This window comes from Micromonospora sp. NPDC047738 (genome assembly GCF_040642675.1).
Taxonomy (GTDB): Bacteria; Actinomycetota; Actinomycetes; order Mycobacteriales; family Micromonosporaceae; genus Micromonospora.
The window spans coordinates 463615-488812 of record NZ_JBEYSO010000002.1; the positions used below are offsets into that span (position 1 = coordinate 463615).

Sequence of the window (25198 nt, forward strand, 5' to 3'; positions counted from 1 at the left end):
GGCACCGCGGGTGCGGGTGCCCACCGCTGTTGCCGTGCTGGTGATCAGCGTGACGCGAGGGCCGGTAGCCTGCTGCGCGCTGCGGCCCGGCGGCCGGCGAGGAACAGGAACAGGCCGACGGCCAGACCGAGCAGTCCGAGCCCGCCGCCGATGCCGCCGATGACCAGGTACGCCCGGTCCCACGGTTGCCCGATGCGCTGCGGGGTGCCGTCGTCGCCGGGGCCGAAGTGGCCGCCCGCGCCCTGCTTGCCGACCGGCAGGGCGGCCGTGCCCGGCTTCAGGCCGGCGGCCGCCCTGAGCGCGGCTTCGGCGTCGACCATGCCGTACCCGGTCTGCGGGTTGTGTCCCTTGCGGTGGGTCGAGGCGGTCCGCTGGAGGAGTTGTTCGACCTGGCGCGGCGACAGGTCGGGATACTTCGACACGATCAGCGCCGCGACGCCTGCGGCGAGCGCGGTGGCCGACGAGGTGCCCTGGACCTTCTTGCGTCCGCCGCTCATGTAGGCGGAGTAGATCTCCACCCCGGGCGTGACGACGTCGACGTAGTTGTGGACCTGGGAGAACTCCGCCCGTGTGCCCTGTGGGGTGGCCGCGCCAACGGCGATCACCCCTGGGTACGCGGCCGGGTAGGACAGCTCGTTGAGCTCGTCACCCTCGTTGCCGGCGGCGGCGATCACCACCACGCCTTTCGACAGGGCGTACGCGATCGCCTCGGCCTGGTCGTCAACATAGGACGCAAAGCCTGACTCACTGCCGAGCGACATGGAGATCACCTTGGCGCCCTGGTCGGTGGCGGCACGGATCGCCCGCTCCAGGGCCAACCCCTCGCGCTTCTCCTTCTCCGGGTTCTCTCCGTAGCTCTCCATCTGCTCAAGCCAGGTCTGGAAGTCCGGATCTTCATCGTCGCGGATGGCTCGAAGGCCCAGCACCTTGGCGGCTGGCGCGACATCCAGCACGCTGGAGGCCATGGAGGTGCCGTGGCGGCCGTACCACGACTCGTTCTGATCGGTTTCGCCGAGGAAGTCGGTGCCCTCCGTGGCACGGCCGCGCAGCGCCTTGTGGTCGGTGCGGATCCCGGTGTCGATGACGGCGACCGTGACCCCCTCGCCTTTGCTGATCTTGTGCGCGGCCGGCACGGACATCGCCGCCAGTTCCCACCCGTTCGGTGCCGCGAAGGCCGGGCTCGGTGTGCCGGTGACGATGCCGGCGGTTGCGGCGAGCACGGCCGGAACGGCGATCATCTGCCGTACCCGTGACGAGAACCTGATCATTCGCCCCGTCCCGTGATCGCGTAATCCAGCTCCCGGGCGAAGCCCATTAGCAGCGTGTTGGAGGTCTCCCAATAGCTCTGCGTCTCGTGTCTGCCGTCCAGCTTCCACTCCCCCGGCAGGGCGCCGATGTCCCGGGTGCCGTCGGCCGGGCCAACCGAAATCGCCACCATGTAGGGCATGTCGAGCCCGACCCCGGCCGCGCCGCCGGTGAAAGCCCGCTCCTTGACCCACATGGCGGCGGGCGTGCCGGGAACCGCTACTGGACGGACCAGCGGCCCGGGGTCCTTGGCCCAGAAGAACTTTTCCTCGAGGACGGGCTCGGCCTCGTCAAAGGAATCGAGCACGATGACCGCGACGGTCGCCGCTGTGTCCCCGCCGATGTGAATGTAGGTGGCGCGCAGTGCGGTCTTGCAGTTCTCTGCCGTGAGGGCCTCGGCGAAATCCTTGCGGAGCGCCTCCTTGCAGGACGTCTCCTCGACGATCCCCTGCCGCGACCACGCGCGGGTCTCCTCGTCACGGCGTGGCCAGCCGAGGTGGTCGGGGAAGATCTCGTCGGTCTTCAGGTTGTGCCAGGCCACCGGGTTGAAGGCGTCGTTCGAGACCTGGATCTGGTGGTTCTTGTATGCCTGTAGGACGACGACACCGCCGATCAGCATGGGAAAGATGCTGAGCGCCGCGATCAGGATGCCGAAGACCTTGCGCTTCGTGCCCTTCCGCTTGACCGGCGGTGCCGGAAGAAGGCCGGGTGGCGCCCCGGGCAGGGGCGGTCCTGCGTGTGGATGCGGGTGTGGCACCGCGGGATAGCCCGGCTGGGGCGGCGGCCCCGGGAACGACTGGGGTGGCTGAGGGTATGACAAAACGATCCTTCCTGCATGCAGGGAGCACGCTATGACGCGGCATCCTGCCGGAGCTACCGTGCACGATGCTCAGATTTCCCATCGAGGTGTGCACGGTGCCCACCCACGGCGCGGAGGAGGTTGATCAGGGTGGCCGGCGGCCAACCGTGCCATCCAGGGACCCCGGCGGGGCCGGGCCGGTGGCCGGTGGGGGACACTGGCGGTCATGGCGGCTCGTGGCTTCCCGTACACCGATCTCAAGGACTTCCTCGCGGCGCTGGAGCGCGCGGGCGAGCTGCGGCGGGTGATCGTCCCGGTCGACCCGACGCTGGAGATCAGCGAGGTGGTCACCCGGACCGTGCGGACCGACGGCCCGGCGCTGCTCTTCGAGCGGCCGACCCGGGGCGAGATGCCGGTGGCGATCAACCTGTTCGGCACCGAGAAGCGGATGGCGATGGCGCTCGGCGTCGACTCGTTGGACGAGATCGGCGAGCGGATCGGCGGGCTGATCAAGCCGGAGCTGCCGGTCGGCTGGTCCGGCATCCGCGAGGGCCTCGGCAAGGTCATGCAGCTCAAGTCGGTCCCGCCGCGCAAGGTGAAGACCGCGCCCTGCCAGCAGGTGGTCTACCGGGGCGACGACGTCGACCTGAACCGGCTGCCGGGCCTGCAGGTCTGGCCGGGGGACGGCGGGATCTTCCACAACTTCGGGCTGACCCACACCAAGCACCCGGAGACCGGCAAGCGCAACCTCGGCCTCTACCGGCTCCAGCAGCACAGCCGGAACACCCTGGGCATGCACTGGCAGATCCACAAGGATTCCACCGCGCACCACGCCGTCGCCGAGCGGCTCGGCCAGCGGCTCCCGGTCGCCATTGCGATCGGCTGCGACCCGGTCGTCTCGTACGCGGCCACCGCGCCGCTCCCCAGCGACATCGACGAATACCTGTTCGCCGGCTTCCTGCGCGGTGAGCGGGTGGAGATGGTCGACTGCCTGACCGTGCCGCTGCAGGTGCCGGCGCACGCCCAGGTGGTGCTGGAGGGCTACCTGGAGCCCGGCGAGCGGCTGCCCGAGGGGCCGTTCGGCGACCACACCGGCTTCTACACCCCGGTCGAGCCGTTCCCGGTGCTGCACATCGAGGCCATGACCATGCAGCGCGACCCGGTCTACCACTCGATCGTCACCTCGAAGCCGCCGCAGGAGGACCACGGCCTGGGCAAGGCCACCGAGCGGATCTTCCAGCCGCTGCTCAAGCTGCTGATCCCGGACATCGTCGACTACGACCTGCCGGCCGCCGGGGTCTTCCACAACTGCGCGATCGTGTCGATCCGCAAGCGCTACCCGAAGCACGCGCAGAAGGTGATGAACGCGATCTGGGGCGCGCACCTGATGTCGCTGACCAAGCTGATCGTGATCGTCGACGAGGACTGCGACGTGCACGACTACAACGAGGTCGCCTTCCGGGCCTTCGGCAACGTCGACTACGCCCGCGACCTGCTGATCACCGAGGGGCCGGTGGATCACCTCGACCACGCGTCGTACCAGCAGTTCTGGGGCGGCAAGGCGGGCATCGACGCGACCCGCAAGCTGCCCGCCGAGGGCTACACCCGGGGCTGGCCGGAGGAGATGACCATGTCGCCCGAGGTGGTCTCGCTGGTCGACAAGCGCTGGAAGGAGTACGGGATCTGATGGCCGCCGTCGCCGAGGCCCCGGTGGCACGCCCGGGCAAGGTCAAGTCGTTCCTCAAGCTGGTCACGATCGAGCACTCGGTCTTCGCGCTGCCGTTCGCGTACCTGTCCGCGCTGACCGCGATGCAGGTCCACGGCGGCCGGGTCCGCTGGGTCGACCTGCTGCTGATCACCGTGGCGATGGTCGGGGCGCGGACGTTCGCCATGGCCGCCAACCGGATCCTCGACCGACGGATCGACGCGCGGAACCCGCGTACCGCCAACCGGGAACTGGTCACCGGGGCGGTGAGCCTGCGGACCGCCTGGACCGGCGCGGCTGTCGCGGTGGTGGTCTTCCTCGCCGCCGCCGCCCTGCTCAACCCGCTCTGCCTGGCGCTCGCGCCGCTCGCCGTGATCCCGCTGGTCGTCTATCCCTACGGCAAGCGGTTCACCAACTGGCCGCACGCCATCCTGGCGGTCGCCCAGGCGGTCGGGCCGGTCGGCGCCTGGCTGGCGGTCACCGGCACCCTCGCCGGCTCGGGACCGGCCTGGCTGCTCGGCGCGGCCGTCGGCCTGTGGATCGGCGGCTTCGACCTGATCTATGCCTGCCAGGACGCGGACGTGGACCGGACCATCGGCGTGCACAGCGTCCCGGCGCGCTACGGGCTGCGCTTCGCGCTGCACGCCTCCACCGTCGCGCACGTGGTGACCTTCGCGCTGTTCATCTGGTTCGGCGCGCTGGTCGGCTTCGGCTGGCTCTGGTGGATCGGGCTGGCGTTCACCGCGCTCGCCTTCGGCTACCAGCACCTGGTGGTCAGCCCGACCGACCTGAGCAAGGTCAACCGGGCGTTCTTCACCGCCAACGGATTCGTCGGCATCGCGCTGTTCGTGTTCGCCCTGCTCGACCTCGTGGTCCGCCTCGGCCTGCGGGCCTGAGTCGAAGGTCAGCGGGCGGCGGTGCCCGTGAGCCCGGGTCGGCGGGTGGAACCGGCCGGGTAACGGGCGCTCTCCAAGGTCCAGTCGACCGTGCCGCGGACCGCGTTCGAGAAGCCGTCGAGGTGGACGGCGACCGACCCGTCCAGCGCCGGGCCGAACGACGGTACGGCGGCGCGCAGCGCCATGAAGCGGGCCATCTCGGCCCGCCAGCGGTCGGCGACCAGCGCCACCGCGTCCGCCGCCGGCACGCCCCGCTCGGCGGCCAGCGCCAGCACCAGGTTGTGGCCGCCGGCGGTGGCCCGGTCGCGGTCCAGCGAGGCCAGGTCGTTGAACCAGGAGAGCAGGTCGTTGGCGAGCTCGGCGAGGCGGCGCAGCGCCGGATGGTGGTAGACCGGGTCGGGCAGCGGCCGGCCGGTCGCGAACTCGATCAGCGGGTACGACACGTACGCGGCCGAGGTGGCCCGGCGCAGCGCCACGTACTCCTCGATCCCGGGCGGGCGGCCGGCGGCCTTGGCGGCCGCCTCCCGCCAGGCACCGTCGAGATGGTCGGCGACGGCGTCGGAGAAGCGCAGCCGCCAGCGGGCCGGCATCCGCCGCCGGGGCTCCCGCCACGCCTGCACGAGCAGCCGGCGCAGGGGACCGGAAAAGCCGGGGTGGCGGGCCCGGGGGCCCTCCCGGAGCAGGGCCAACGTCCCATCCCGCAGCGCCCGGATGCCCGCCGGGTCGGGCCGCCCCGGCCCGTCGCACAGATCGTCGACCAGGAAGAACCAGGCGAACAGAGCGGCCAGCGCGCGCAGGTCGGGCTCGGTGGCGTCCGGGTAGAGCCGGCCGGCGTACCGGGCGAAACCGGCCCGGGCCAGCCGCTCCCGGGCGGCGGCGTCCCGGAGCAGGCCGAGCTGGTCGAGCTGGTCGCCCAGCCACTCCTGCACCCCGTCCGCATACGGCGAGAGCCGGGGCCGGATCGGGCAGTCGGACCGCAGCGAGCGGAGCACCGCCTCCGTCATCACCGATCCCTTCATGGACATGAATGATCGTCGGAAGCATGGCAGGTCGACGAGGCGCCCGCCGCCCCGGTCGGACAACCGCGCTTGTCGTGGGACAAGCAGGACGGCCCAGGCGTGCCGTGGGGGGTCCCCGCCCGGTCGCCCGGCCGACCAGGCACGCTTGACGGTATGCGCGAACCATGGGTGGTCGGCGTCTCCGGGGCCTCCGGCACGCCGTACGCGGCCGCGGTCGTCCGGGGCCTGCTCGACGCCGGCGAGGCCGTGGACCTGATCGTCTCCCGGGCCGCCCGGCTGACCATCCTGGACGAGACCGGCCGCGCCTTCCGGGACGCGCACTGGGCCGACGACCTGGCCGCCTGGCTGGGCCGCGACCTCGCCGACGCGGACCTGCGGCACTGGCCCGCCGGCGACCTGGCGGCCGGCCCGAGCAGCGGCTCCTACCGGGTACGCGGGATGGCGGTGGTCCCGGCGAGCACCGCGGCCTGCGCGGGTATCGCGATCGGCCTCTCCAAGGACCTGTTGCAGCGCGCCGCCGAGGTGAACCTCAAGGAACGGCGGCCGGTGGTGGTGGTGCCGCGGGAGACTCCGGTGACCCGCAGCCACCTGGAGCACCTCATCGCCCTGCACGACGCCGGTGCGGTCGTGCTGCCGGCCAGCCCCGGCTTCTACGGTGCCGGCGCGGCGGCCTCCGCCCAGCAGTTGGTCGACTTCGTGGCCGGCAAGGTGCTGGACGCGCTCGGCGTACCGCACACGCTCTTTCGTCGTTGGTCAGGTGAGCTGGCCGCGGCCCGGCGGGACGCGGACCGGGCCTGACGGCCGGCCCGCGTGCCGATCGTTACCGACTCAGTACATGCCGGCGTTCGCCGGTCCGGGGCCGGTCGAGGCGGTCGGGCCCATGTTGCGCGACTTGCCCATGTCCTCCGCCTCGTCCAGCATGCCCTCCCCCTCGAGCAGAGCTCGTACCTCCGATTCCCGAAACCGGCGATGCCCGCCTGGAGTCCGGATGCTGCCTATCCGGCCGGCCGCTGCCCATCTCGTCACGGTCTTCGGGTCAACCCGAAACAGCGCGGCGACCTCACCCGGTGTCAGCAGGCGATCTCCAGTGTCCACAGCCCCCTCCTCGCATCGACGAAGCCCCCGGCTGAACACACTGCCCCCGGCCGGTGCGAGCCCAGAGCCGTCATGAGGGACGTATGGCAATTACAGCACCAGCGACCTGGCCTGTCCGCCAAAACGCGAAAAACGCACGGAAGTGAGAAGTTAGTAAATGGTACCGGCCGAGAACTGCCCTGACTGCTGGTTTGTGAACCGTTACATGACGTCATGTTCAACTGTTGCCGACCGTCGGGCGTTACGCCCGAACGGATAGGGTGACACTCCGTGGACGCGATCGACCTGAGCCTCGTGGAGCTGCTGCGCGGCAACGCCCGTTTGTCGTACGCCGAGCTGGCCCGCCAGGTCGGGCTCTCCGCCCCGGCCGTGCACGAGCGGGTCGGCAAGCTCGAGTCGAGCGGGGTCATCCGGGCGTACCGGGCCGAGGTCGAGCCGGAGGCGATCGGGCTCAGGGTCACCGCGCTGATCGGCATCGTTGAGGACTCCAACGCCGACACCGACGACGTGCTGGAGGCGTTCCGGCAAATGCCCGAGATCGAGTCCTGCTACTTCATGGCCGGGGTCGAGTCCTTCCTGCTCAAGGCCCGGGTAGGCACCATCGCCGAGCTGGAGCAGCTCATTGTCCGGCTGAACCGGACGCCCGGGGTGGCCTCCACCCGTACCGGGATCGCCCTGTCGACCAAGTGGGAGAACCGGCCACAGCCGATCGAGCCTTCCGCCTCCTGACCGGCTCGCACCGGCCGGCCGGTCCCTGAGACCTCTGGTCCTGACCTGGCTGCGGAGATACGGTGCGCCGATGACGATCTCGGCGCGGGGAGCGGCCGTGGTGACCGGGGCGGCCGGCGGGCTCGGCCGGGCCATCGCCGCCGCGTTGCACGCCGACGGATGGCGGGTCCTGCTCACCGATGTGGCCGCCGAGTCGGTGGCCGCCGCCGCGGCACCGCTCGGCGGCTGGTCCCGACGGCTCGACGTCCGGGACGCGGCCGCCTGCGCCGAGGTCGCCGCCACTGCGGCAGGGGCGGCCGGCGGGCTCGGGCTCTGGGTGAACAACGCCGGCCTGCTGGCCACCGGACCCGCCTGGACGCACGACGCGGCGACCCGCCGGCGGCTGGTCGAGGTGAACGCGCTCGGCGCGATGACCGGGACGCTCGCCGCGCTGGCGGTCATGCGCCGACAGGGCCACGGGCACGTGCTCAACGTCGTCTCCCTGGCCGGGCTGGTCGCCGCCCCCGGCGAGACCGTCTACGCGGCCAGCAAGCACGCCCTGCTCGCGTTCAGCCTGGGCACCCTGGCCGACCTGCGGATGGCCGGCATCCGGGACGTACACGTGTCGTGCCTCTGCCCGGACGGGATCTGGACGCCGATGCTGCACGACAAGCTCGACGACCCCGGGGCCCTGGCCTCCTTCACCGGGTCGCTGCTCACGCCGGAGCGCGTGGCCGCACGGGCGGCGCGGCTGGCCCGCCGCCCGCGCCCGGTGGTCAGCCTGCCACGCTGGCGCGGTGCCCAGGTCCGGCTCCTCGACACCTTCCCCCGGCTCGCCCTGGCCCTCACCCCGGTGATCCGGGCCGCCGGTCGGGCCGGCCAGCGCCGGCAGGCGCGCCGGGTCCCCCCGGGCGTGAGCTGACCTCGCTTGTAACGTTGCCGGCGTGACTCATCTCGACCGGTGTGACGAGGCCAGCCGAGCCTGGGTGACCGAGGCGATCGCCACGGTCGAGGCGGACGCCAACCGCTCCGCCGACACCCACCTGCTCCCCTTCCCGCTGCCCCGCGAGTGGGGCATCGACCTCTACCTCAAGGACGAGTCGGTGCACCCCACCGGCTCGCTCAAGCACCGGCTGGCCCGCTCGCTCTTCCTGTACGGGCTGTGCAACGGCTGGATCGGGCCGGCGACCACGATCATCGAGGCGTCGTCCGGCTCGACCGCGGTCTCCGAGGCGTACTTCGCGCGGATGCTGGGGCTGCCGTTCATCGCGGTGATGCCGGCCAGCACCTCGCCGGAGAAGATCGCCCAGATCGAGTTCCAGGGCGGGCGCTGCCACCTGGTCCCGGATCCGGCCAAGGTGGTGATCGAGGCCCGCTGGCTGGCCGAGGACACCGGCGGGCACTTCATGGACCAGTTCACGTACGCCGAGCGGGCCACCGACTGGCGGGGCAACAACAACATCGCCGAGTCGATCTATGCGCAGCTCGCCCTGGAGCGGCACCCCGTACCGGCGTGGATCGTGGTGGGCGCCGGGACCGGCGGCACCAGCGCAACCATCGGCCGGTACGCCCGCTACCGCCGGCTGCCCACCAAGCTCTGCGTGGTCGACCCGGAGAACTCCGCGTTCTACCCCGCCTGGCAGGCCGCCGACTGGTCGGTGCGGACCGGCCGGGGCTCCCGGATCGAGGGGATCGGGCGGCCCACCGTCGAGGCGTCGTTCGTGCCCTCGGTGGTGGACCGGATGGTCCAGGTGCCGGACGCCGCGTCGCTGGCCGCCATGCGGGCCGGTTCGGCGGTGCTCGGCCGCCGGGTGGGCGGCTCCACCGGCACCAACCTGTGGGGCGCGTTCGGGCTGATCGCGGAGATGGTCGCCGCCGGGCGGACCGGGTCGGTGGTGACCCTGATCTGCGACGCCGGCGACCGGTACGCGGACACGTACTACGCCGACGACTGGGTCGCCGGGCAGGGCCTCGACCTGGCCGCGCACCACGCCACCATCGACCGCTTCCTCGCCACCGGCGCCTGGCCGGCCTGACGGACCGCGGGGCAGGTCAGCGGGGGAAGACCCGCTCGGCCAGCCCCGGGTAGCGCACCACGAAGCCGTTCGGGTCGAGGTCCAGGTCGGCGGTGTAACTGTCGCTGGCGAAGCGGATCCGGGCCGGCCCGAGCGAGGTGTAGATCTGCTCGGCGGGGATCACGGCCAGGCCCGGCACCAGCACCCAGGCGACGGCGATCCGCCGGGCCTGCTCCGCCGGAGCCCGGCTCAGCCCGAGCCGGCGGATCGGAAGGGTGTTGAACAGCGCGGCACCGCCCAGGTCGACGTCGAGCGCCGCGGCCAGCCGGTCCGGCTCGTCGGTGCCGGGCAGCCCGGCGGGCGGATGCCCGGCCGCGGCCAGCACCGCGTCCAGGTCGCCCTCCTCGCCGGTGCGCACCCGCCACCCGTCCCCGTCGCGTTCCAGGCGTACGCTCCGCGCCCAGCCGGCGCCGTCGGCCTCGACCTCCAGCCGGGTCGTCGACCAGTCCGCGCCGGCCGTCAGTCGGTACCGGCAGGTGTAGGGGATCGGGTCCACGGCCAGCATCACGCCCTGCGCGGTGAGGCCCTGGCGGTCGTCGAGGACGGCGTGCTCCGAACCGGCGGTGTCGGTCCTGGACCAGAAGAACGACTTCGGCATCGTGGGCATGAACCGGACGTTACGCCACCCGACCGACGCCGTCGCGGGATGCGGCGACGCCGCCGCCGAGCAGTCGCTCGACGGCGGCGTCCATCAGGCTGGTGGTGCCGGCGGGCGGGATTCCCGTCTGGCCGGCGATTCTCGCCCGGTCAGTGGGTGCGGGCCGGCGGCCGCCCGCCGAAGCCGCGCCGGTCGTCGCGCGACCGGTCGTCGCGGCCCCGGCCCTCCGGCCGGAACCCGCCCCGGCGGTCGGTCGGCCGGAAGTCGCCCCGGCCGTCGCGGTCGCCGAAACGCCGCTCGCCCCGCCCGTCGCGGTCGCTGAAGCGTCGCTCGCCCCGGCCGTCGCGGTCGAAAGCGTCCCGGTCCCGGTCGCCGAAGCGCCGGTCCGCGGCGGGCTCGCGCCGCTCCCACGAGGGCCGGCCGGAGCGCTGGTCACCACGGTCGCCGTACCGTTGCTCGCCGCGCCCGTCGACGGAGCCCCGCTCGCGGCGGTCGCCCCGGTCCGTGAAGCTGCGCTCGCCGCGGTCCGTGAAGCTGCGTTCGCGGCGCTCGCCCCGGTCCGGGTAGCCGCGCTCGCCCCGGTCTTTGAAGCTGCGCTCGTCACGGCCCGGAAAGCTCCGTTCGCGGCGGTCGCCCCGGTCCGTGAAGCTGCGCTCGCCCCGGTCCGCGAAGGTGCGCTCGCGGCGGTCGCCCCGGTCCGTGAAGCTGCGCTCGCCCCGGTCCGCGAAGGTGCGCTCGCGGCGGTCGCCCCGATCCGCGAAGCTGCGCTCGCCCCGGTCCGGGTAGCTGCGCTCGCGGCGGTCGCCGAAGCGGCGCGGGCCGGACGGGCGGTCGCCGTGCCGGCGCGGCTCGGGTTCGTCGCGGACCGGCACCCCGCTCGGCTCGCGGGCGCCGGTCAGCTCGGCCAGCGCCGGGTCGCCAGCGCGGACCCGGGTCTGGGCCGGCTCGACGCCCGCCTTCTCCAGCATGGCCAGCGTGGTCCGGCGCTGCTTCGGCAGCACCAGGGTCGCCACCGCACCCGACTCGCCGGCCCGGGCGGTACGCCCCGCCCGGTGCAGGTAGTCCTTCGGGTCCTTCGGCGGGTCCACGTGCAGCACCAGCGACACCCCGTCGACGTGGATGCCCCGGGCCGCCACATCGGTGGCGACCAGCACGTTCATCCGGCCCTCCCGGAACTCGGCCAGGGTCCGGGTACGCATCCGCTGGGTCTTGCCGCCGTGCAGGCCGCCGGCGCGCACGCCCACCGCGGCGAGCTGTTCGACCAGCCGGTCCACACCGAGCTGCGTACGCGCGAAGAGCATGGTGCGGCCGTCCCGGGCCGCGATGGACGCCGCCACGGCGAACTTGTCGTGCGGCGGGATCAGCAGCAGGTGGTGGTCCATGGTGGACACGGCAGCGGTGGGCGGCGCGGTCGAGTGGGTGACCGGGTCGGTCATGAACCGCTTGACCAGCGTGTCCACGTCGTTGTCCAGGGTCGCCGAGAAGAGCAGCCGCTGGGCACCCGCCGGGGTCTTCGCGAGCAGTTCGGTGACCTCGGGCAGGAAGCCCATGTCGGCCATCTGGTCGGCCTCGTCCAGCACGGTGATCTCGACGTCGTCGAGGCGGCAGACCCCGCGCTCGATGAGGTCGCCGAGCCGCCCCGGGGTGGCCACGATGATCTCCACGCCCCGACGCAGCGCGTCGATCTGGCGGTCGTACGGGACGCCGCCGACGGCGGTCTTGAGGAAGATGCCGACGGACTTGCCGAGCGGCACCAGCGCGTCGTTGACCTGCATGGCCAGCTCGCGGGTGGGCACCAGGACCAGCGCGCGGGGGTGCAGCGGCCGAGCCCGGTTGCGCTCGGCGAGCCGGGCGATCACCGGCAGGCCGAAGGCGAGGGTCTTGCCGGAACCGGTCTGGCCCCGGCCCAGCACGTCCCGGCCGGCGAGGGCGTCCGGCAGGGTGGCCCGCTGGATCTCGAACGGGGTGGTGATGCCCTGACGGGCCAGCGCGTCGACCAGTTGCCGGGGCAGGCCCAGGGCGGCGAAGTCGGGGGTCTCGGTGGCCGGAAGCTCCGGCATGGGGGTGAAGTCGGCGGACGGGGACGTGCCAGGGGCGGCGAAGGTGGTCAAGAAATGCCTTTCGAGCGGGGCGCATCTTCGCGATGGCCTGCCGCAGCGCTGCACGCCGCCGAATCGCCCGCAAGATCGCCCATGGGCGCGCAACGGCGCGCCGGGTCAGTGATCTCCACAAGTGTACGGCGGGACGACGGGTACGGCGCGGTGCCGCGAGGCGGTAGTGGGCGGGCTCACCCCGTCACTTGCTCACCGCAGCGTCGGTCAACCCGCTCAGCGCGTCGTTGGCCAGGAACACCACCAGCAGGCTGATCGCGATCAGCAGGGCGAGCGAGGCGGCCAGCACGATCACCACCCTGGTGTTGCTGGACCGGGTCGCCGGGGCGTCCTCGGCCCAACCCTGAGCCAGGATGTGCCCGGTCAGCGAGCCGGAGTTCTCCAGCGGGCTGCCCTGCGGGAACGACACCGTGGTGAAGCCGGGCCCGTCGGTGCCGCCGTACGCCGTGCCGGCCAGGTCGGGACCGCCCTGGTAGGGAGGCCGGCTCGCCGGGTACGCCGGGGCGCCGCCGCGATCGGCCGGCCCGGTCGGGGTGGTCGAGGGCGGCCAGGTCGGCAGCGCGGGTGCCGGCACCAGCGGCGGGGCGGCGGCCGACGCGGGCGGCGCCGAGACCGACGCGCTCGCCCGGGCGGTCGGCGCGGACGGGGACCCGAGGACACCGGCAGTCGCGGGCGGTGGCGGGAACGGCGGGGCCGGCATGGGGCCGGGCGGCGGCGGGGGCGCGGGCACCGGCGGGGCCGGTGGCGGCGCCGGCGGCGTCGGCATCGGCGGGACCGGTCCCGGCGGGGTGGGCCCGGGCGGCGGGTTGGGCACCGGCGGCGTCGGGCGGAACGGCGGCTCCGGTTCTGGTATGGGCGGGGCCGGCGACGGTGGGGTCGGGCCCGGTACGGGGGTCGGCGCCGGCTCGGGTTCCGGCGTGGGCGGCGTCGGTGGTTGAGCCGGCTCCGGTGGCTGTGCCGGCTCGGGCGGCTCCGGGTTGACCGGATTTCCGCGGTAGACCTTGGCCACCCCGGCCTTCGCCACCACCGCGTCGGCGACCTCGCCCGGCGAGACCCGGTTCAGCCCCGGTACGGCGGCGCTGGCCCGGGCCTGTTCCGCCTCGGCGCGCGGCGCGGGCGGCACCGGTGCCGGCGACTTTCCCTCGGGGACGGGCACCCGTGCGGAACCGGAGACCCGTGGCGCGGGTGGGGCGCTCGTCGGCGCCGGTCCGGGACCGCCGGCCGCCGCGCCGTCCTGGTCGGACGGGCGGTCCGGGTCCGCCGGGCCCGCCGCCGGGGCGGGGACACCCACCCGGGCCCGGGCCACCACGACCGCGGCGGGCGCAGCGCCGGCCCGGCCGGTCTCCGTCCCGGCCGGCCGGTCGGTGCGGTTGGGCTCGGATCCGGGGTGGACCGTCTCCGCCGGAACTTCGTGCTCGCCCATGCTCGCCCCTCCGCGCCCGCGCTCGCCCCGGGCCGTGGCGCCGGCCGGGAGTGCCTGAGTCTCACCGTGCCACATTCCGGCCCGGCCGCACAGCCGGAGTGGACGGTTGGGTCAGCTCCCGGTGCTCGGGCTGGCCGACCTGCTCTCCACCGCGCTGTTGGACGGATCGGCGGCGTTCGTCGTCGAGGCCGGCGCGCTGCTGGCCGCGTCGCTCGGCGCGGTGCTCGGCGAGCCGCTCGTCGCCGAGGGGGACGGCGAGTCGGACGGACTGGGCGACGGCGAGGTGCTCGGCGAGGTCGACGGGCTGGGGCTGGGCGAGGTGGGCTGCGGCGTCGGCGGCTTGGTCGGCTTCGGGGTGGCGGTCTGGGTGGGCTTCGGGGTGGCCGTCTGGGTGGGCTTCGGCGTCGCCGGAGTGGTCGGCTGGGTCGGGGCCGGCGTGGGGGTGGCCGGGGCGGGGACCGCGCCGACCACCCGGGTGGCGGCGTAGAGCCGGCTCCAGCGGACCACCGAGATCTTGACGACGTCCCCGGTGCGCGGCGCCTCGACCATCTTGCCGTTGCCGATGTACATGGCGACGTGGTGGATGGTCGTCCAACTGCTCCCGGAGGCGAAGAATAGCAGGTCACCCGGGAGAAGCGCGTTCGGGTCGACGGTGCGGGAGCGGGTGGCGTAGTACTGGTCGCGGGAGACCCGCGGCAGGCCACGGTAGCCGGCCGACCGGTACGAGGCGAGCACCAGCCCGGAGCAGTCGAAGCGGTCCGGCCCTTCCGCCGCCCAGAGGTACGGGTCGCCGAGCTGGGCGAGGGCGTACCGCACGGCGGCCAGCGCCGTCGGGTGGGCGACCATCCCGCTGACGCTCTGGTTGCTGACGTACGAGCTGCCGATCTGCTGTTCGGCGGCGTCCTCACGCCGGGCCGCCTCGAGCAGCAGCGCGGCGTTGTCCTTCCGCAGCTTGAGCAGCGCGGCTTCCTGCTGGCGCAGGTCGGCCTCGGCCTTGGTGTACGCCGCGGCGGTGTCGGTGGCGCGCTGCTGCGCGGCCGTGTACGCCTCCCGGGCGATCTTCTCGGCGGCGGTGGCCCGGGCGACCTCGCCGTCCACGGCGCCGGTGGCGCCCTCGGCCTTGTCGCCGCGGATGATGCGCTGCAGGGCGTTCAGGTCGCGCAGGTCGGTGCCGAAGTCGCCGGGCGGGAGCGCGGCCGCGGCCTTGACCGCGTCGGCGGCGGTCGTCTCGGCCTTCCGCTGGGCCTGGGCGAGCGCGTCCTCGGCTTCCCTGAGCGTGGCGGTGGCGGCGGCGAGCTGGGCCTGCGCCGCATCGCGGTCGCCCTTCAGCCGGATCAGGTCCTCGCCGAGTTGGGCGACCCGCGTGTCGGCCTGGTTGATCTGGGCGATCAGCGGGCCGTCGGCCGGGTTGGTGACGCCGAGCCCGCCCGAGGGGGTGACGCCGGGTATGCCGGGCACCGAGGCAGGCAGCTGGAAGGTGCCCGTGACCTCCGGCCGGGAGCCGGCGTTGGGGATGGTGTCGGGAAGCGGATCGGCCCAGACCGGGGTGGCGAGCGCCGCGGCCGCCACCACGCCGAGCAGAGCGGACCAGAGCTTCGGCCGCAGCACCGGAGAGATCACCGGGCTCCTGCGTCGTTGCCGTCGGCCCTGCTTGCTGTAGCCCATTCCGCTCCCCGTCCGGTGTGGCGTCTTCCGCGCGAGGTGGGCGCGGTGAACCGGGACGGTGCCAGTGTGTGTTCCGCCCCATCCTGTCTTACCTCACCGGCGCAGCTATGTCGATGTGCGGAGGGTGACGGCCGAACGGGCGGCCGGTGAACTTGGTCGCTGCGGTTGACCGCGTCGCCGGTTCGTCGGAGGGCCGACGTACGCTCGACCGGGACAGCGGGGTGGAAGGGACGTGGCTTTCGGATGGACGCCGGACTCAAGCGCGAGCTCGAAGCGAAGGTCTACGCGGGAGAGCGGCTGAGCCGCGAGGACGGTGTCGCCCTCTACGCGTCCGACGACCTCGCCTGGCTCGGGCGACTGGCCCACCACAAGCGCACCGAGCTGAACGGCGACCGGGTGATGTTCAACGTCAACCGGCACCTCAACCTCACCAACGTCTGCTCCGCCTCGTGCGCGTACTGCTCGTTCCAGCGCAAGCCGGGTGAGAAGGACGCCTACACGATGCGTATCGACGAGGCGGTCCGCAAGGCCAAGGAGATGGAGGACGAGCAGCTCACCGAGCTGCACATCGTCAACGGGCTGCACCCGAGCCTGCCCTGGCGCTACTACCCGAAGGTGCTGCGGGAGCTGAAGGCCGCACTGCCCAACGTCAACCTCAAGGCGTTCACCGCCACCGAGGTGCAGTGGTTCGAGAAGATCAGCGGCCTGAGCGCGGACGAGATCCTGGACGAGCTGATGGACGCCGGCCTGGAGTCGCTGACCGGCGGCGGCGCGGAGATCTTCGACTGGGAGGTCCGGCAGCACATCGTCGACCACGCCTGCCACTGGGAGGACTGGTCGCGGATCCACCGGCTGGCCCACTCGAAGGGCATGAAGACCCCGTCGACCATGCTCTACGGCCACATCGAGGAGCCCCGGCACCGGGTCGACCACGTGCTGCGGCTGCGTGAGCTGCAGGACGAGACGGGCGGCTTCCAGGTCTTCATCCCGCTGCGCTACCAGCACGACTTCGTCGACTCCGCGGACGGCAAGATCCGTAACCGGATCCAGGCCCGCACCACGATGGCGTCCCCGGCCGAGTCGCTGAAGACCTTCGCCGTCTCCCGGCTGCTCTTCGACAACGTCCCGCACGTGAAGTGTTTCTGGGTGATGCACGGTCTCTCGGTGGCCCAGCTCTCGCTGAACTTCGGGGTGGACGACCTGGACGGTTCGGTCGTGGAATACAAGATCACCCACGACGCCGACGCGTACGGCACGCCGAACACCATGCACCGGGACGACCTGCTGCACCTGATCTGGGACGCCGGCTTCCGCCCGGTCGAGCGGAACACCCGCTACGAGACCGTCCGCGATTACGACCCGGCCCCGTCGCTGGCCGAGCGCCGGGCCGAGCCGCAGCAGGTCTGGGCCTGACCTCGGCGCCGGCCCGTGCGGGCCGGTGCACTTGTCGCCGTCGCCTGTTCACCTGCTGGCTGTCCGGCGCGTGGCTCCCGGTGTCCGGGCGGTTCCACTGTGGGCCTAGACCGGCGGTGTGCTTCGAAAACTGTCTGTCCTCGCCGCGGCCGCGAGCACTCTGGCGGCCGGCCTCGTCCTTCCCACGCCGGCCCGGGCCGCCCCGCTCGGCGGGGTGCAACTCTCGGCGACCAGCGGGAGCATCGACGCCGCCCCGGTCTTCGCCAGCGCCACCACGTCGGCGCCCTGCCCGGCCGGGTTCGGCCGTAACGCCCAGCTGCGGGTGGGGCCGCCCGGCGGGCCGTACAGCAACCTGGCCCGGCCGCTGACCGCCGGCGGGTACGACCGGCAGCCGGTGACCGCGACGCCGAACCGGTCCTTCGCCACCGCGTTGGGCGGTGCGCCGGTCGACGGGGAGTGGTGGGTCGTCGTCGAGTGCGTCAGCGACACCCAGGGCGTACACCCGGAGCGGTTCATCACCCCGATCACCGTCTCCGGGCGGCAGTGGCGCGCCGGTCGCCCGGCCGGCGCGCCCCCGGCGACGCCTCGCGCTGCCGGGGCTCCGCTGGTGGTGCCCGGGTCGACCGGGGCGGCCGGCGCCCCACCGGTGGGCCCTCCGCCGGCCGCCGCGCCGGCTGCCGATGCCCCGACCCCCGCCAGCGCCGGGCCGGAGACCGGCGTGGCCCGGCGGCTGACCGGCAACGGCGGTGTCGGCGGTGCCTCGGTGGCCAACATCTGGTGGATCCTCGCCCTGCTCGGGGCGCTGGCCCTGGTCGGCACGGCCTGGCTCACGACGCGCCGCGGGAAGCCGGGCGGCACCCGCCGCTGAACCGACCCAGACCGGTGCGATGGCCGGCCGCGTCCACCCGGACGCGGCCGGCCATCGCCGTTCCCGGTGATGACCGAGCCGGCGGCCATCGCCGTTCACCACCGGATCCGGGTGACGAATCGGTACGAACCGATGTCGGGTCAGCCCCGTGGCGGCTGGGTGTATCCGAACGGTGGATGCCTCGGTACTCGCTGTTCACATGCTGCACGTCTGGCGTGAGCGGATGGCTGCGTACCGAGTCACCGATGCTGCCGACGCTGATCCCGTCAGTCCGGAAGTCCTGGGGAAGCGGCAACCTGCGCGCGTAGGCGCGCCGAAAGGGAAGGGAATCGAGGTGCAGCGTTCACGGTTCGTGTTTCTCGCCGCGCCGATGCCCGGGGCGCCGCAGGGACAGCCGAACGACGGCGTCCTGTGGATGCTCGTCTCACCGAACAACCGCCCGCTGGGGCGGGGCGCGGTCTACCACGCGGCCTACGCCGGGTGCCGGGAGTCGGTACTGGCACTGCAGGCGAGCATGGACCGGATCGTGCCGGTCGAGGGCACGGTGCCGGCCAGCGGCCAGTGGACCTGGCGGATCGAGCTCGACGAGGTGGCGGTTGCCCTGTCCAGCCGCTCATACCTGCGCGCCCGCGAGTGCCGCTACAACCTGGACCGGTTCCTCGAGGCGTTGCCGCACGCGGAGGTGGTCCCCGGCACCCGTGCCGTCCGGCGCGGCCGGCGGGCCGCCTCCGAGCCCACCACGCCGTCGTCCGGCGGGACGCTCGGGGCACCGCTGGTTCCGCCGACGCGCCTGGCGTACCGGCCGGCGCCGGGGATCGAGCCACGAAGGCGGGATGCGAGCCGATGACTGTCGTCGTTTCGCCGCCCGACCCGGCGGAGACCGCCGCGCGGCCCCCGGCCCCGCGCCGCGTACGCCAGCGCCGGACCGCTTCCGACCTGGTCTTCCGTGGCGTGATCCGGGTCGGCGGCATCGTCGTGCTCGCGGTGATGCTGCTGGTCGGGATCTTCCTCACCCTGCGGGCGGTGCCCGCCCTGCGCACCATGGGCTGGCACTTCCTCACCGCGCAGGAATGGGACCCGGCGGGCGGCGACTTCGGCGTCGCGGGGGTGCTCATCGGCACCCTGCTGATCGCCGCGGTGGCGGTCGTCATCGCGGTGCCGCTGGCCACCGGCGCCGCCCTCTACATCGCCGAGTACGCGCCCCGGCGGATCGCCCCGGTGCTGGTCAACCTGGTCGACCTGATGGCCGCGGTGCCCAGCGTGGTGTACGGCATCTGGGGTCTCTACCTGCTCCAGCCGCACCTGCTCGTCCAGGGTGAGCACGGTGCGGGCCTGCCCCGCTGGCTCGCCACCTACCTCGGCTGGTTCCCGCTGTTCCGGGTGGACGGCTTCGACCCGAGCGACCCGTTGGGCAGCAACAGTTCCCTGACCAGCTCCACGTTCATCGCCGGGATCATCGTCGCGATGATGGTCACGCCGATCATCTCCTCGGTGATGCGGGAGGTCTTCTCCCAGGCCCCGGTCGGCGAGCGGGAGGGCGCGTACGCCCTGGGCGCGACCCGCTGGGGGATGATCCGCTCGGTGGTGCTCCCGTTCGGCCGGGGCGGGATGATCGGCGGCACCATGCTCGGCCTCGGCCGGGCGCTCGGCGAGACGATCGGGGTCTATCTCGTCATCTCGTTCGTGTTCGTCATCCAGCCGCACATCCTGCAGGTCGGCGGCGGCTCGATCTCGTCGCTGATCGCGCTGCGCTACGCCGAGTCCAACCCGATCGGCATCGCCGGTCTGATGGCCGCCGGCCTGGTGCTGTTCGGGATGACGCTGCTGGTCAACTTCGGCGCCGGCCTGATCATCAACCGCAGCCGCTCCGGCGCGGCCAGTGACGCGTGAGGAGCCGCAGGTGACGCCGAGACCCAACGCCTACGCCGAGGACCGGGCCGCGCCGCCGGCGCCGGAGCAGCCCCCCGCGCCGCCCAGGCCGATCACCACCATCCCGGTACGCCCGGACCAACCGGGCGCGGAGCGGCGCCGCACGACCAGCACGGTACGCCGTACCGACGTCTTCGCGGTGCTCGGCGCGGCGGTGGCCGCGGTGTGCCTGACGGCGCTGCTCTTCACCGCGCTGACCCCCTTCGACGGCGCGCTCGGTTTCCTGGTCGTGGCGTACCTCCTCTTCCTGGCCTGCTATCTGGTGCTGGTCCGGCTGGACGAGGCCGGCCCGGTGGTCCGGGACCGGCTCGCCGGGGTCCTGGTGCACAGCCTGGCGGTCACCATGCTGGTGGCGCTGGTGGTGGTGATCGGGTTCACCCTCTTCCGCGGGCGGGAGCCGCTGGCCTGGGCGAACTTCTACACGCAGGACATGCGGTCGGCGGGGCCGCTCGACCCGTTGAGCGTCGGGGGCATCCGGCACGCCATCATCGGCACGCTGGAGCAGATCGGCATCGCACTGGCGATCACCATCCCGCTCGGCCTGCTCTGCGCGGTCTTCCTCAGTGAGTTGCCCGGCGCGTTCAGCCGGTTCGTCCGGATCGTCGTGGAGGCGATGACGGCGCTGCCGTCCATCGTGGCCGGCCTGTTCATCTACGCCACGGTGATCCTCGCGCTCGGCCGGCAGAAGTCCGGGTTCGCCGCCGCGCTCGCGCTGAGCGTGATGATGCTGCCGATCATCATCCGTGCGGCGGACGTGGTGCTGCGCCTGGTGCCCGGCACCCTGCGCGAGGCGAGCCTGGCGCTGGGCGCCTCGCAGTGGCGGACCATCTGGCACGTGGTGCTGCCGACCGCCCGCTCCGGGGCGATGACGGCGATCATCCTGGGCACCGCCCGGGGCATCGGCGAGACCTCCCCGGTGCTGCTGACCGCGGGCTTCACCCAGTTCACCAACGCGAACCCGTTCCAGGCCAACCAGGTCTCTCTGCCGCTGTTCGTCTTCGACTCGATCCGCCGGCCGGACGCCACGATGGTGGCCCGCGGCTTCGGTGCGGCAGCTGTGCTGATGGCGCTGGTGCTGCTGCTGTTCGTGCTGGCCCGGCTGCTCGGCGGGCGGGCCCCCGGCCAGCTGAGCCGGGCCCAGCGCCGCCGCCGGGCGCTGGCCTCGCGCCGGGACGCCATGCGCTTCGCCCGGCGAGCCGCCGCCGGCTCCCCGCCCGATCACCCGAACCAGAGGTAGCGACATGTTCAAGCAATGGATCCGCCGTCGACCCCGGACGACCTCCCGCCTGGCCCGGGTGGTCGCTGCCGCAGCCGCCGCGGCCGTGTTGCTGACCGCCGCGCCGCCGGCGTCCGCCGCGCCGCGGCTGGTGCCGATCGTCGGGATCGGCTCGACCTGGAGCGCCAACGCGATCACCGCCTGGGCGCGTAACGTGCAGGCCAGCAACATCCAGGTGGAGTACGAGGCTGCCGGCTCGACGCAGGGCCGGGTGCAGTTCCGGGAGGGCAAGGCCCACTTCGGCGTCTCGGAGATCCCGTACGGGATGAAGGACATCTTCAGCGGCACCGACAGCAAGGGCTCCCGGCAGTCGGCGTACATGCCGATCGTGGCCGGCGGCACGGCGTTCATGTACAACCTCAAGATCGGCGGCCGGCGGGTCACCAACCTGCGGCTCTCCGGCGAGGTGATCGCCAAGATCTTCACCGGCGTGATCCGGAAGTGGAACGACCCGGCGATCAAGGCGGACAATCCCGGGCTGGCCCTGCCGGCGCGCTCGATCATCCCGGTGGTGCGGCAGGACGGCTCCGGCACCACCGCCCAGTTCACCCTCTGGATGAGCAAGCAGCACCAGGCCATCTGGGACAACTACTGCCGCAAGTGGAACAAGCCGACGCCGTGCGGCATCACCTCGGTCTACCCGCGCCAGTCCGGGTCCGGCTTCGTCGGCGCGACCGGCTCCGACGGGGTGTCGGGCTACGTCCGGCAGGAGAACGCCGAGGGCGCGATCACCTACGTCGAGTACTCGTACGCGATCAACGCGAAGTTCCCGGTGGTGAAGGTGCTCAACGCCGGCGGCTACTACGTCGAGCCGACGGCCAGCAACGTGGCGGTGGCACTGACCCGGGCGCGGATCAACAAGGACCAGAAGTCCGACGACTACCTGACCCAGATCCTGGACGACGTCTACCGGTCCAGCGACCCGCGCGCCTACCCCCTCTCCTCGTACTCGTACATGATCGTTCCGACCAGGCTCGAGTACAACCTGACCGCCGACGCCGGATACACCCTCAGCAAGTTCGCCTACTACTTCCTCTGCGAGGGGCAGCGGCAGGCCGAGGTGCTGGGCTACTCACCCCTGCCGATCAACCTGGTGCAGGCCGGCATGGAGCAGGTCCAGAAGATCCCGAGCCACGAAACGATCGACATCGCCCAGAAGCTGCGCAGCTGCAACAACCCGACCGTCTCGGCGGACGGCGGCAACGCGCTGGCGAAGAACGCCCCGCAGCCGTCGCCCTGCGACAAGCGGGGGCCGACCCAGGCCGTCACCGGCACGGCCGGCGCGCGCCAGGAGACGCCCGTGCTGGCGGCAGCCCGGTGCGGCGCGGCCGGGAACACCGCAGGCGGCGGGAACACCGCCGCGGGCGGCGGCACCACCGGCGCCGGCACCCCCGGCGGCACCGCGGCGACCGCGGGCCCGACCGGCGGAGTTCCGGTGCCCGGCGCCGCTCCCCAGGTCGACCCGGACACGGGCGAGGTGGTGGGCGGCACCGCGGGTGTGGCGGCCGGCGAGCAGGTGGCGGCGGTGCCGGTGGCGCTGGACGGCACGGACGGCTGGCGGCTGCGGCACACCCTCATGCTGCTCGCAGCGGTGCTGCTGGTCGCACTGATCGTCGGGCCGCCGCTGGTCTCCCAGGCGCTGCAGGGCCGCCGCGACGACCACCGGGGCGACCGGTGAACCCGCGCCGCTGGCTGGCCGGGACCGTCCTGCTGCTGGCCGTCGGGGCGCTCGCCCCGTTGCCGCCGGCCGCCGCCCCGGCCCGCGCCGACGACACCGGCTCCACCGCGATGACCGTGCACGGCGTCAAGGTGGACGGTGGGTACGAGGACTTCACCGGCCTGTCCGTGACGGTCGACCAGACGAAGGACCTGGTCAACCAGGCCGTCGTGGTGACCTGGACCGGCGGGACCCCGACCCCGCGCAACCGTCCAATCGGGGTGGACTTCCTCCAGGTCATGCAGTGCTACGGCGACCCGCACGCGCCCGACGACCCGGACGGGTTGAAGTTCCGGGAGACCTGCCAGTTCGGCACCAAGCTGGACACGCCGGTGATGCCGTTCGAGGTGACGGCCGCCGCCGCGGCCAACGCCAACTCCCGGGAGCTGCACCTCGACGCGCCGGGCTACCCGGCGAAGGATCCCCGGGAGACGCTGCCGGAGGACGCCCGGATGGTGCCTTTCCGGCCGGTCTCCTGCCCGGTGGGGACCACCTCCTGCGAGCGTCCGCGTACGCCGGACGGCAGCCAGGCGCAGCCGTTCCCGGTGATCGCCGACCCGCAGACCGGCGCCGAGCGGGAGGCGTACCCGGACGAGGTGCTGTCCGGCTACTTCAACAAGTCGGTGACCAACGAGTACCCGTACGCGCTGACCGCGGCGAACGGCGCCGGCCGGATCTCGTTCGAGGTGCAGAACTCCGCCCTGGCTCCCGACCTGGGCTGTGGCGATCCCTACACCGACGCCACCGGCGCGACGCGCCCGTCCCGGCCGTGCTGGCTGGTGATCGTGCCGCGCGGTCACCACCACCCCTACACGGGCCAGGACGTGTCGGCCACCGGCTCGCCGCAGGGTTCCCCGCTGATCGTGCCGAACTGGCAGTACCGGATGGTGGTGCCGCTGGAGTTCGAACCGGTCACCGGTTACTGCGCGAGCGACCAGCAGGAACGGCTGACCGCCGGCACCGAACTGGCCGCCGAGGCGGCCGCCGCCTGGCGTCCCGCGCTCTGCGCGGCGGCGAGCGGCCCGTCGATCAGCTACTCGCCGATCGGCGACGACGAGGCCGCCCGTCAACTCCTCTCGACCTCGCCGAACGCGCCCGGGCTGATCTACAGCTCGGACCCGGTGACCGCCACCGCCGACGACCCGCCGGTGGTGCACGCCCCGGTCACCCTGAGCGGCCTGGTCATCGCGCTCAACATCGACGTCAACCTGGAGAACGTGCCGCTGCCACAGCAGGTGGCCGAGCTACGCGGCACCGCCCTGAACGAGCTGAAGCTCACCCCCCGGCTGGTGGCGAAGCTGCTCACCCAGTCCTACCGCCGGGACGTGCCCGGCGGTGGCGGCCAGGCGTTGGCGACGAACTACGACAGCATCAAGCAGGACCCGGAGTTCCTGGGCCTCAACCCGCTGTTCAGGGACTGGGACCGGCGGGCCGGGGTGACCTTGAACGGCCTGATGGTGCCCAACGGCAGCTCGGTCGCGGCCCGCGCGCTCTGGCAGTGGGTCCTCGCCGACCCGGCGGCGAAGGAGTGGCTCAGCGGTACGCCCGACAAGGACGAGGCGTCCGGCAAAGAGATGGTGGTGAACCCCGCCTTCAAGCCGCTGTTCACCGGCGAGACCCCGGACTACTTCCCCAAGGCGGACCGCTCCTGCTACGAGGAGACGTTCGCGGGCGAGACCTACCAGCTCTGCTCGCAGGAGCTGCGGCCGTACACCGGCGGTTTCGGGCGGGGCGCGGCGCAGACCCTGCGCGGCGACACCGGGGCGTTCGGGCAGTCGCTGAACACCAATGTGACTCCGCCCCGGTTCGATCGGCTGCCCCGGGAGCAGCCGGGCTTCCGGTTCACCATGGCGGTCACCGACTCCGCCTCCGCCGCCCGGTACGGCCTGTTCACCGCCCAGCTCTGCAAGGCGGCGAAGGGCACGGACGGGGCGTGGACGGCCAGCGACTGCCGGGGCGCGACGGACGAGGCGATCAGCGCCGCGGCCGGCACCGCCGCGCCGAGCCAGGTGGCCGGGGTCTCCGTGATCGACCCGGCGAAGGCCTGGGCGACGGCGGGTGCGTACCCGCTGTCGCTGCTCACCTACGCGGTGGCGGACCGCACCGACCCGGCGGACGCCCGCCGCGACTACGCCAAGCTGCTGCGGCACGCCGCCGACCAGGGCCAGCGGCGGGGCGTCGGCCGGGGCATGCTCCCGGAGGGCTACGTGCCGCTGCCGCCGGCCCTGCGGGAGCGCACCAAGGCCGCCGCCGCCCTGCTGGAGGTGGATCTGCCGGCCCCGTCAGCCTCGGCGTCGTCCGACGGGTCGGGTGCCACGGAGCCGCCGCCCGCGGCGCCGCCCGCCCCATCCGTCCCGGCCCCCGGTGCGGTGCCCTCCGTGGGTGCCACGCCGTCGCCCGGTGGTACGGCGCCGTCGCCGCAGCCGCCGGCCCGGCAGGCGTCGAACGCGACTCCCGGCAGCCCGGTGGGTGCCCTCCGGTACGTGCTGGTCGTCATTTTCGCGACCGGCCTCGTGGGCGGGGTGATCGGGCCGGTGTTGCGCCGGTTCGGCACTCGAAATAGGCCGGCGGGTGGCGCGGAATGAACCCGGAAATG

Annotated in this window: 21 protein-coding genes; 13 read left to right on the plus strand and 8 right to left on the minus strand. The window is 73.1% G+C overall.

Going from position 1 to position 25198, the window contains the following annotated elements:
• Positions 1–44 precede the first annotated feature (44 nt).
• A complete protein-coding gene (locus ABZ783_RS05605; protein WP_357434680.1) occupies positions 45–1238 on the minus strand; it encodes a S8 family serine peptidase in 1194 nt (397 codons plus the stop codon).
• Positions 1239–1264: 26 nt separating this feature from the next.
• Positions 1265–1924, minus strand: a complete 660-nt coding sequence (locus tag ABZ783_RS05610; protein ID WP_357434681.1) for a hypothetical protein — start codon at positions 1922–1924, stop codon at positions 1265–1267.
• 406 nt (positions 1925–2330) lie between these two features.
• Between ABZ783_RS05610 and ABZ783_RS05615 the strand changes: the two genes are divergently transcribed.
• Positions 2331–3791, plus strand: coding sequence for a menaquinone biosynthesis decarboxylase (locus ABZ783_RS05615; protein ID WP_357434682.1), 1461 nt, complete (start codon positions 2331–2333; stop codon positions 3789–3791).
• Complete coding sequence (gene mqnP, locus ABZ783_RS05620) at positions 3791–4705, plus strand: menaquinone biosynthesis prenyltransferase MqnP (RefSeq protein ID WP_073834153.1); 915 nt, start codon at positions 3791–3793, stop codon at positions 4703–4705. The genes ABZ783_RS05615 and mqnP overlap by 1 nt, the downstream gene beginning before the upstream one ends.
• 8 nt (positions 4706–4713) lie before the next feature.
• Here the strand turns inward: mqnP and ABZ783_RS05625 are convergent, their stop codons facing one another.
• Positions 4714–5709 (minus strand): terpene synthase, encoded by a 996-nt coding sequence (locus ABZ783_RS05625; RefSeq protein WP_357434783.1) that lies wholly within the window; start codon positions 5707–5709, stop codon positions 4714–4716.
• Between the two features lie 168 nt (positions 5710–5877).
• On the opposite strand from ABZ783_RS05625, the gene ABZ783_RS05630 reads away from it, so the two are divergent.
• Entirely contained in the window at positions 5878–6522 is a 645-nt protein-coding gene (locus ABZ783_RS05630) for a UbiX family flavin prenyltransferase (RefSeq protein ID WP_073834152.1), read from the plus strand.
• 30 nt (positions 6523–6552) lie between these two features.
• Here the strand turns inward: ABZ783_RS05630 and ABZ783_RS05635 are convergent, their stop codons facing one another.
• Positions 6553–6819, minus strand: coding sequence for a BldC family transcriptional regulator (locus tag ABZ783_RS05635; protein WP_073834151.1), 267 nt, complete (start codon positions 6817–6819; stop codon positions 6553–6555).
• Between the two features lie 270 nt (positions 6820–7089).
• Here ABZ783_RS05635 and ABZ783_RS05640 point away from each other — a divergent pair, with 270 nt between their 5' ends.
• From ABZ783_RS05640 to ABZ783_RS05650, 3 genes are all read left to right on the plus strand, one after another.
• Complete coding sequence (locus ABZ783_RS05640) at positions 7090–7548, plus strand: Lrp/AsnC family transcriptional regulator (RefSeq protein WP_357434683.1); 459 nt, start codon at positions 7090–7092, stop codon at positions 7546–7548.
• Positions 7549–7618: 70 nt separating this feature from the next.
• The gene (locus tag ABZ783_RS05645) at positions 7619–8449 is read left to right on the plus strand and encodes an SDR family oxidoreductase (protein WP_357434684.1); all 831 of its coding nucleotides are present in this window, start codon (positions 7619–7621) and stop codon (positions 8447–8449) included.
• Positions 8450–8471: 22 nt separating this feature from the next.
• On the plus strand, positions 8472–9563 hold the full coding sequence (locus ABZ783_RS05650; RefSeq protein ID WP_357434685.1) for a PLP-dependent cysteine synthase family protein: 1092 nt from the start codon (positions 8472–8474) through the stop codon (positions 9561–9563).
• A 16-nt stretch (positions 9564–9579) separates the two neighbouring features.
• On the opposite strand, the gene ABZ783_RS05655 is transcribed toward ABZ783_RS05650, so the two are convergent.
• From ABZ783_RS05655 to ABZ783_RS05670, 4 genes are all read right to left on the minus strand, one after another.
• Entirely contained in the window at positions 9580–10200 is a 621-nt protein-coding gene (locus tag ABZ783_RS05655) for a putative glycolipid-binding domain-containing protein (protein WP_357434784.1), read from the minus strand.
• A gap of 149 nt (positions 10201–10349) precedes the next feature.
• Positions 10350–12260 (minus strand): DEAD/DEAH box helicase, encoded by a 1911-nt coding sequence (locus tag ABZ783_RS05660; RefSeq protein ID WP_357434785.1) that lies wholly within the window; start codon positions 12258–12260, stop codon positions 10350–10352.
• A gap of 235 nt (positions 12261–12495) precedes the next feature.
• Positions 12496–13734, minus strand: coding sequence for a hypothetical protein (locus ABZ783_RS05665; protein WP_357434686.1), 1239 nt, complete (start codon positions 13732–13734; stop codon positions 12496–12498).
• 111 nt (positions 13735–13845) lie between these two features.
• Complete coding sequence (locus ABZ783_RS05670) at positions 13846–15399, minus strand: C40 family peptidase (RefSeq protein ID WP_357434687.1); 1554 nt, start codon at positions 15397–15399, stop codon at positions 13846–13848.
• Between the two features lie 243 nt (positions 15400–15642).
• Between ABZ783_RS05670 and mqnE the strand changes: the two genes are divergently transcribed.
• The 7 genes from mqnE to ABZ783_RS05705 all read left to right on the plus strand — a co-directional run bounded on the left by mqnE (position 15643) and on the right by ABZ783_RS05705 (position 25187).
• Positions 15643–16812 carry an aminofutalosine synthase MqnE gene (gene mqnE / locus ABZ783_RS05675; protein WP_357434688.1) on the plus strand — a complete coding sequence of 390 codons (1170 nt, stop codon included), beginning with the start codon at positions 15643–15645 and terminating at the stop codon, positions 16810–16812.
• Positions 16813–16930: 118 nt separating this feature from the next.
• Positions 16931–17680, plus strand: a complete 750-nt coding sequence (locus ABZ783_RS05680; protein ID WP_357434689.1) for a hypothetical protein — start codon at positions 16931–16933, stop codon at positions 17678–17680.
• Between the two features lie 334 nt (positions 17681–18014).
• Complete coding sequence (locus ABZ783_RS05685; protein WP_357434690.1) at positions 18015–18527, plus strand: hypothetical protein; 513 nt, start codon at positions 18015–18017, stop codon at positions 18525–18527.
• Positions 18524–19570: a phosphate ABC transporter permease subunit PstC gene (gene pstC / locus ABZ783_RS05690; RefSeq protein ID WP_357434691.1), complete on the plus strand. Its 1047-nt coding sequence runs from the start codon at positions 18524–18526 to the stop codon at positions 19568–19570. The genes ABZ783_RS05685 and pstC overlap by 4 nt, the downstream gene beginning before the upstream one ends.
• A 10-nt stretch (positions 19571–19580) precedes the next feature.
• Positions 19581–20846, plus strand: a complete 1266-nt coding sequence (pstA, locus tag ABZ783_RS05695) for a phosphate ABC transporter permease PstA (protein ID WP_357434692.1) — start codon at positions 19581–19583, stop codon at positions 20844–20846.
• 4 nt (positions 20847–20850) lie between these two features.
• Positions 20851–22563, plus strand: a complete 1713-nt coding sequence (pstS, locus tag ABZ783_RS05700; RefSeq protein ID WP_357434693.1) for a phosphate ABC transporter substrate-binding protein PstS — start codon at positions 20851–20853, stop codon at positions 22561–22563.
• On the plus strand, positions 22560–25187 hold the full coding sequence (locus ABZ783_RS05705) for a hypothetical protein (RefSeq protein ID WP_357434694.1): 2628 nt from the start codon (positions 22560–22562) through the stop codon (positions 25185–25187). The genes pstS and ABZ783_RS05705 overlap by 4 nt, the downstream gene beginning before the upstream one ends.
• The last annotated feature ends 11 nt before the right edge of the window (positions 25188–25198 follow it).

What these genes read in the sequence shown, in the direction of transcription:
- ABZ783_RS05605 (WP_357434680.1), bottom strand. Translation starts at nt 1,238, where the DNA reads ATGATCGCCGTTCCGGCCGTGCTCGCCGCAACCGCCGGCATCGTCACC.
- ABZ783_RS05610 (WP_357434681.1), bottom strand. Translation starts at nt 1,924, where the DNA reads ATGCTGATCGGCGGTGTCGTCGTCCTACAGGCATACAAGAACCACCAG.
- ABZ783_RS05615 (WP_357434682.1), top strand. Translation starts at nt 2,331, where the DNA reads ATGGCGGCTCGTGGCTTCCCGTACACCGATCTCAAGGACTTCCTCGCG.
- mqnP (WP_073834153.1), top strand. Translation starts at nt 3,791, where the DNA reads ATGGCCGCCGTCGCCGAGGCCCCGGTGGCACGCCCGGGCAAGGTCAAG.
- ABZ783_RS05625 (WP_357434783.1), bottom strand. Translation starts at nt 5,709, where the DNA reads ATGACGGAGGCGGTGCTCCGCTCGCTGCGGTCCGACTGCCCGATCCGG.
- ABZ783_RS05630 (WP_073834152.1), top strand. Translation starts at nt 5,878, where the DNA reads ATGCGCGAACCATGGGTGGTCGGCGTCTCCGGGGCCTCCGGCACGCCG.
- ABZ783_RS05645 (WP_357434684.1), top strand. Translation starts at nt 7,619, where the DNA reads ATGACGATCTCGGCGCGGGGAGCGGCCGTGGTGACCGGGGCGGCCGGC.
- ABZ783_RS05655 (WP_357434784.1), bottom strand. Translation starts at nt 10,200, where the DNA reads ATGCCGAAGTCGTTCTTCTGGTCCAGGACCGACACCGCCGGTTCGGAG.
- ABZ783_RS05660 (WP_357434785.1), bottom strand. Translation starts at nt 12,260, where the DNA reads ATGCCGGAGCTTCCGGCCACCGAGACCCCCGACTTCGCCGCCCTGGGC.
- ABZ783_RS05665 (WP_357434686.1), bottom strand. Translation starts at nt 13,734, where the DNA reads ATGGGCGAGCACGAAGTTCCGGCGGAGACGGTCCACCCCGGATCCGAG.
- ABZ783_RS05670 (WP_357434687.1), bottom strand. Translation starts at nt 15,399, where the DNA reads ATGGGCTACAGCAAGCAGGGCCGACGGCAACGACGCAGGAGCCCGGTG.
- mqnE (WP_357434688.1), top strand. Translation starts at nt 15,643, where the DNA reads ATGGACGCCGGACTCAAGCGCGAGCTCGAAGCGAAGGTCTACGCGGGA.
- pstC (WP_357434691.1), top strand. Translation starts at nt 18,524, where the DNA reads ATGACTGTCGTCGTTTCGCCGCCCGACCCGGCGGAGACCGCCGCGCGG.
- pstS (WP_357434693.1), top strand. Translation starts at nt 20,851, where the DNA reads ATGTTCAAGCAATGGATCCGCCGTCGACCCCGGACGACCTCCCGCCTG.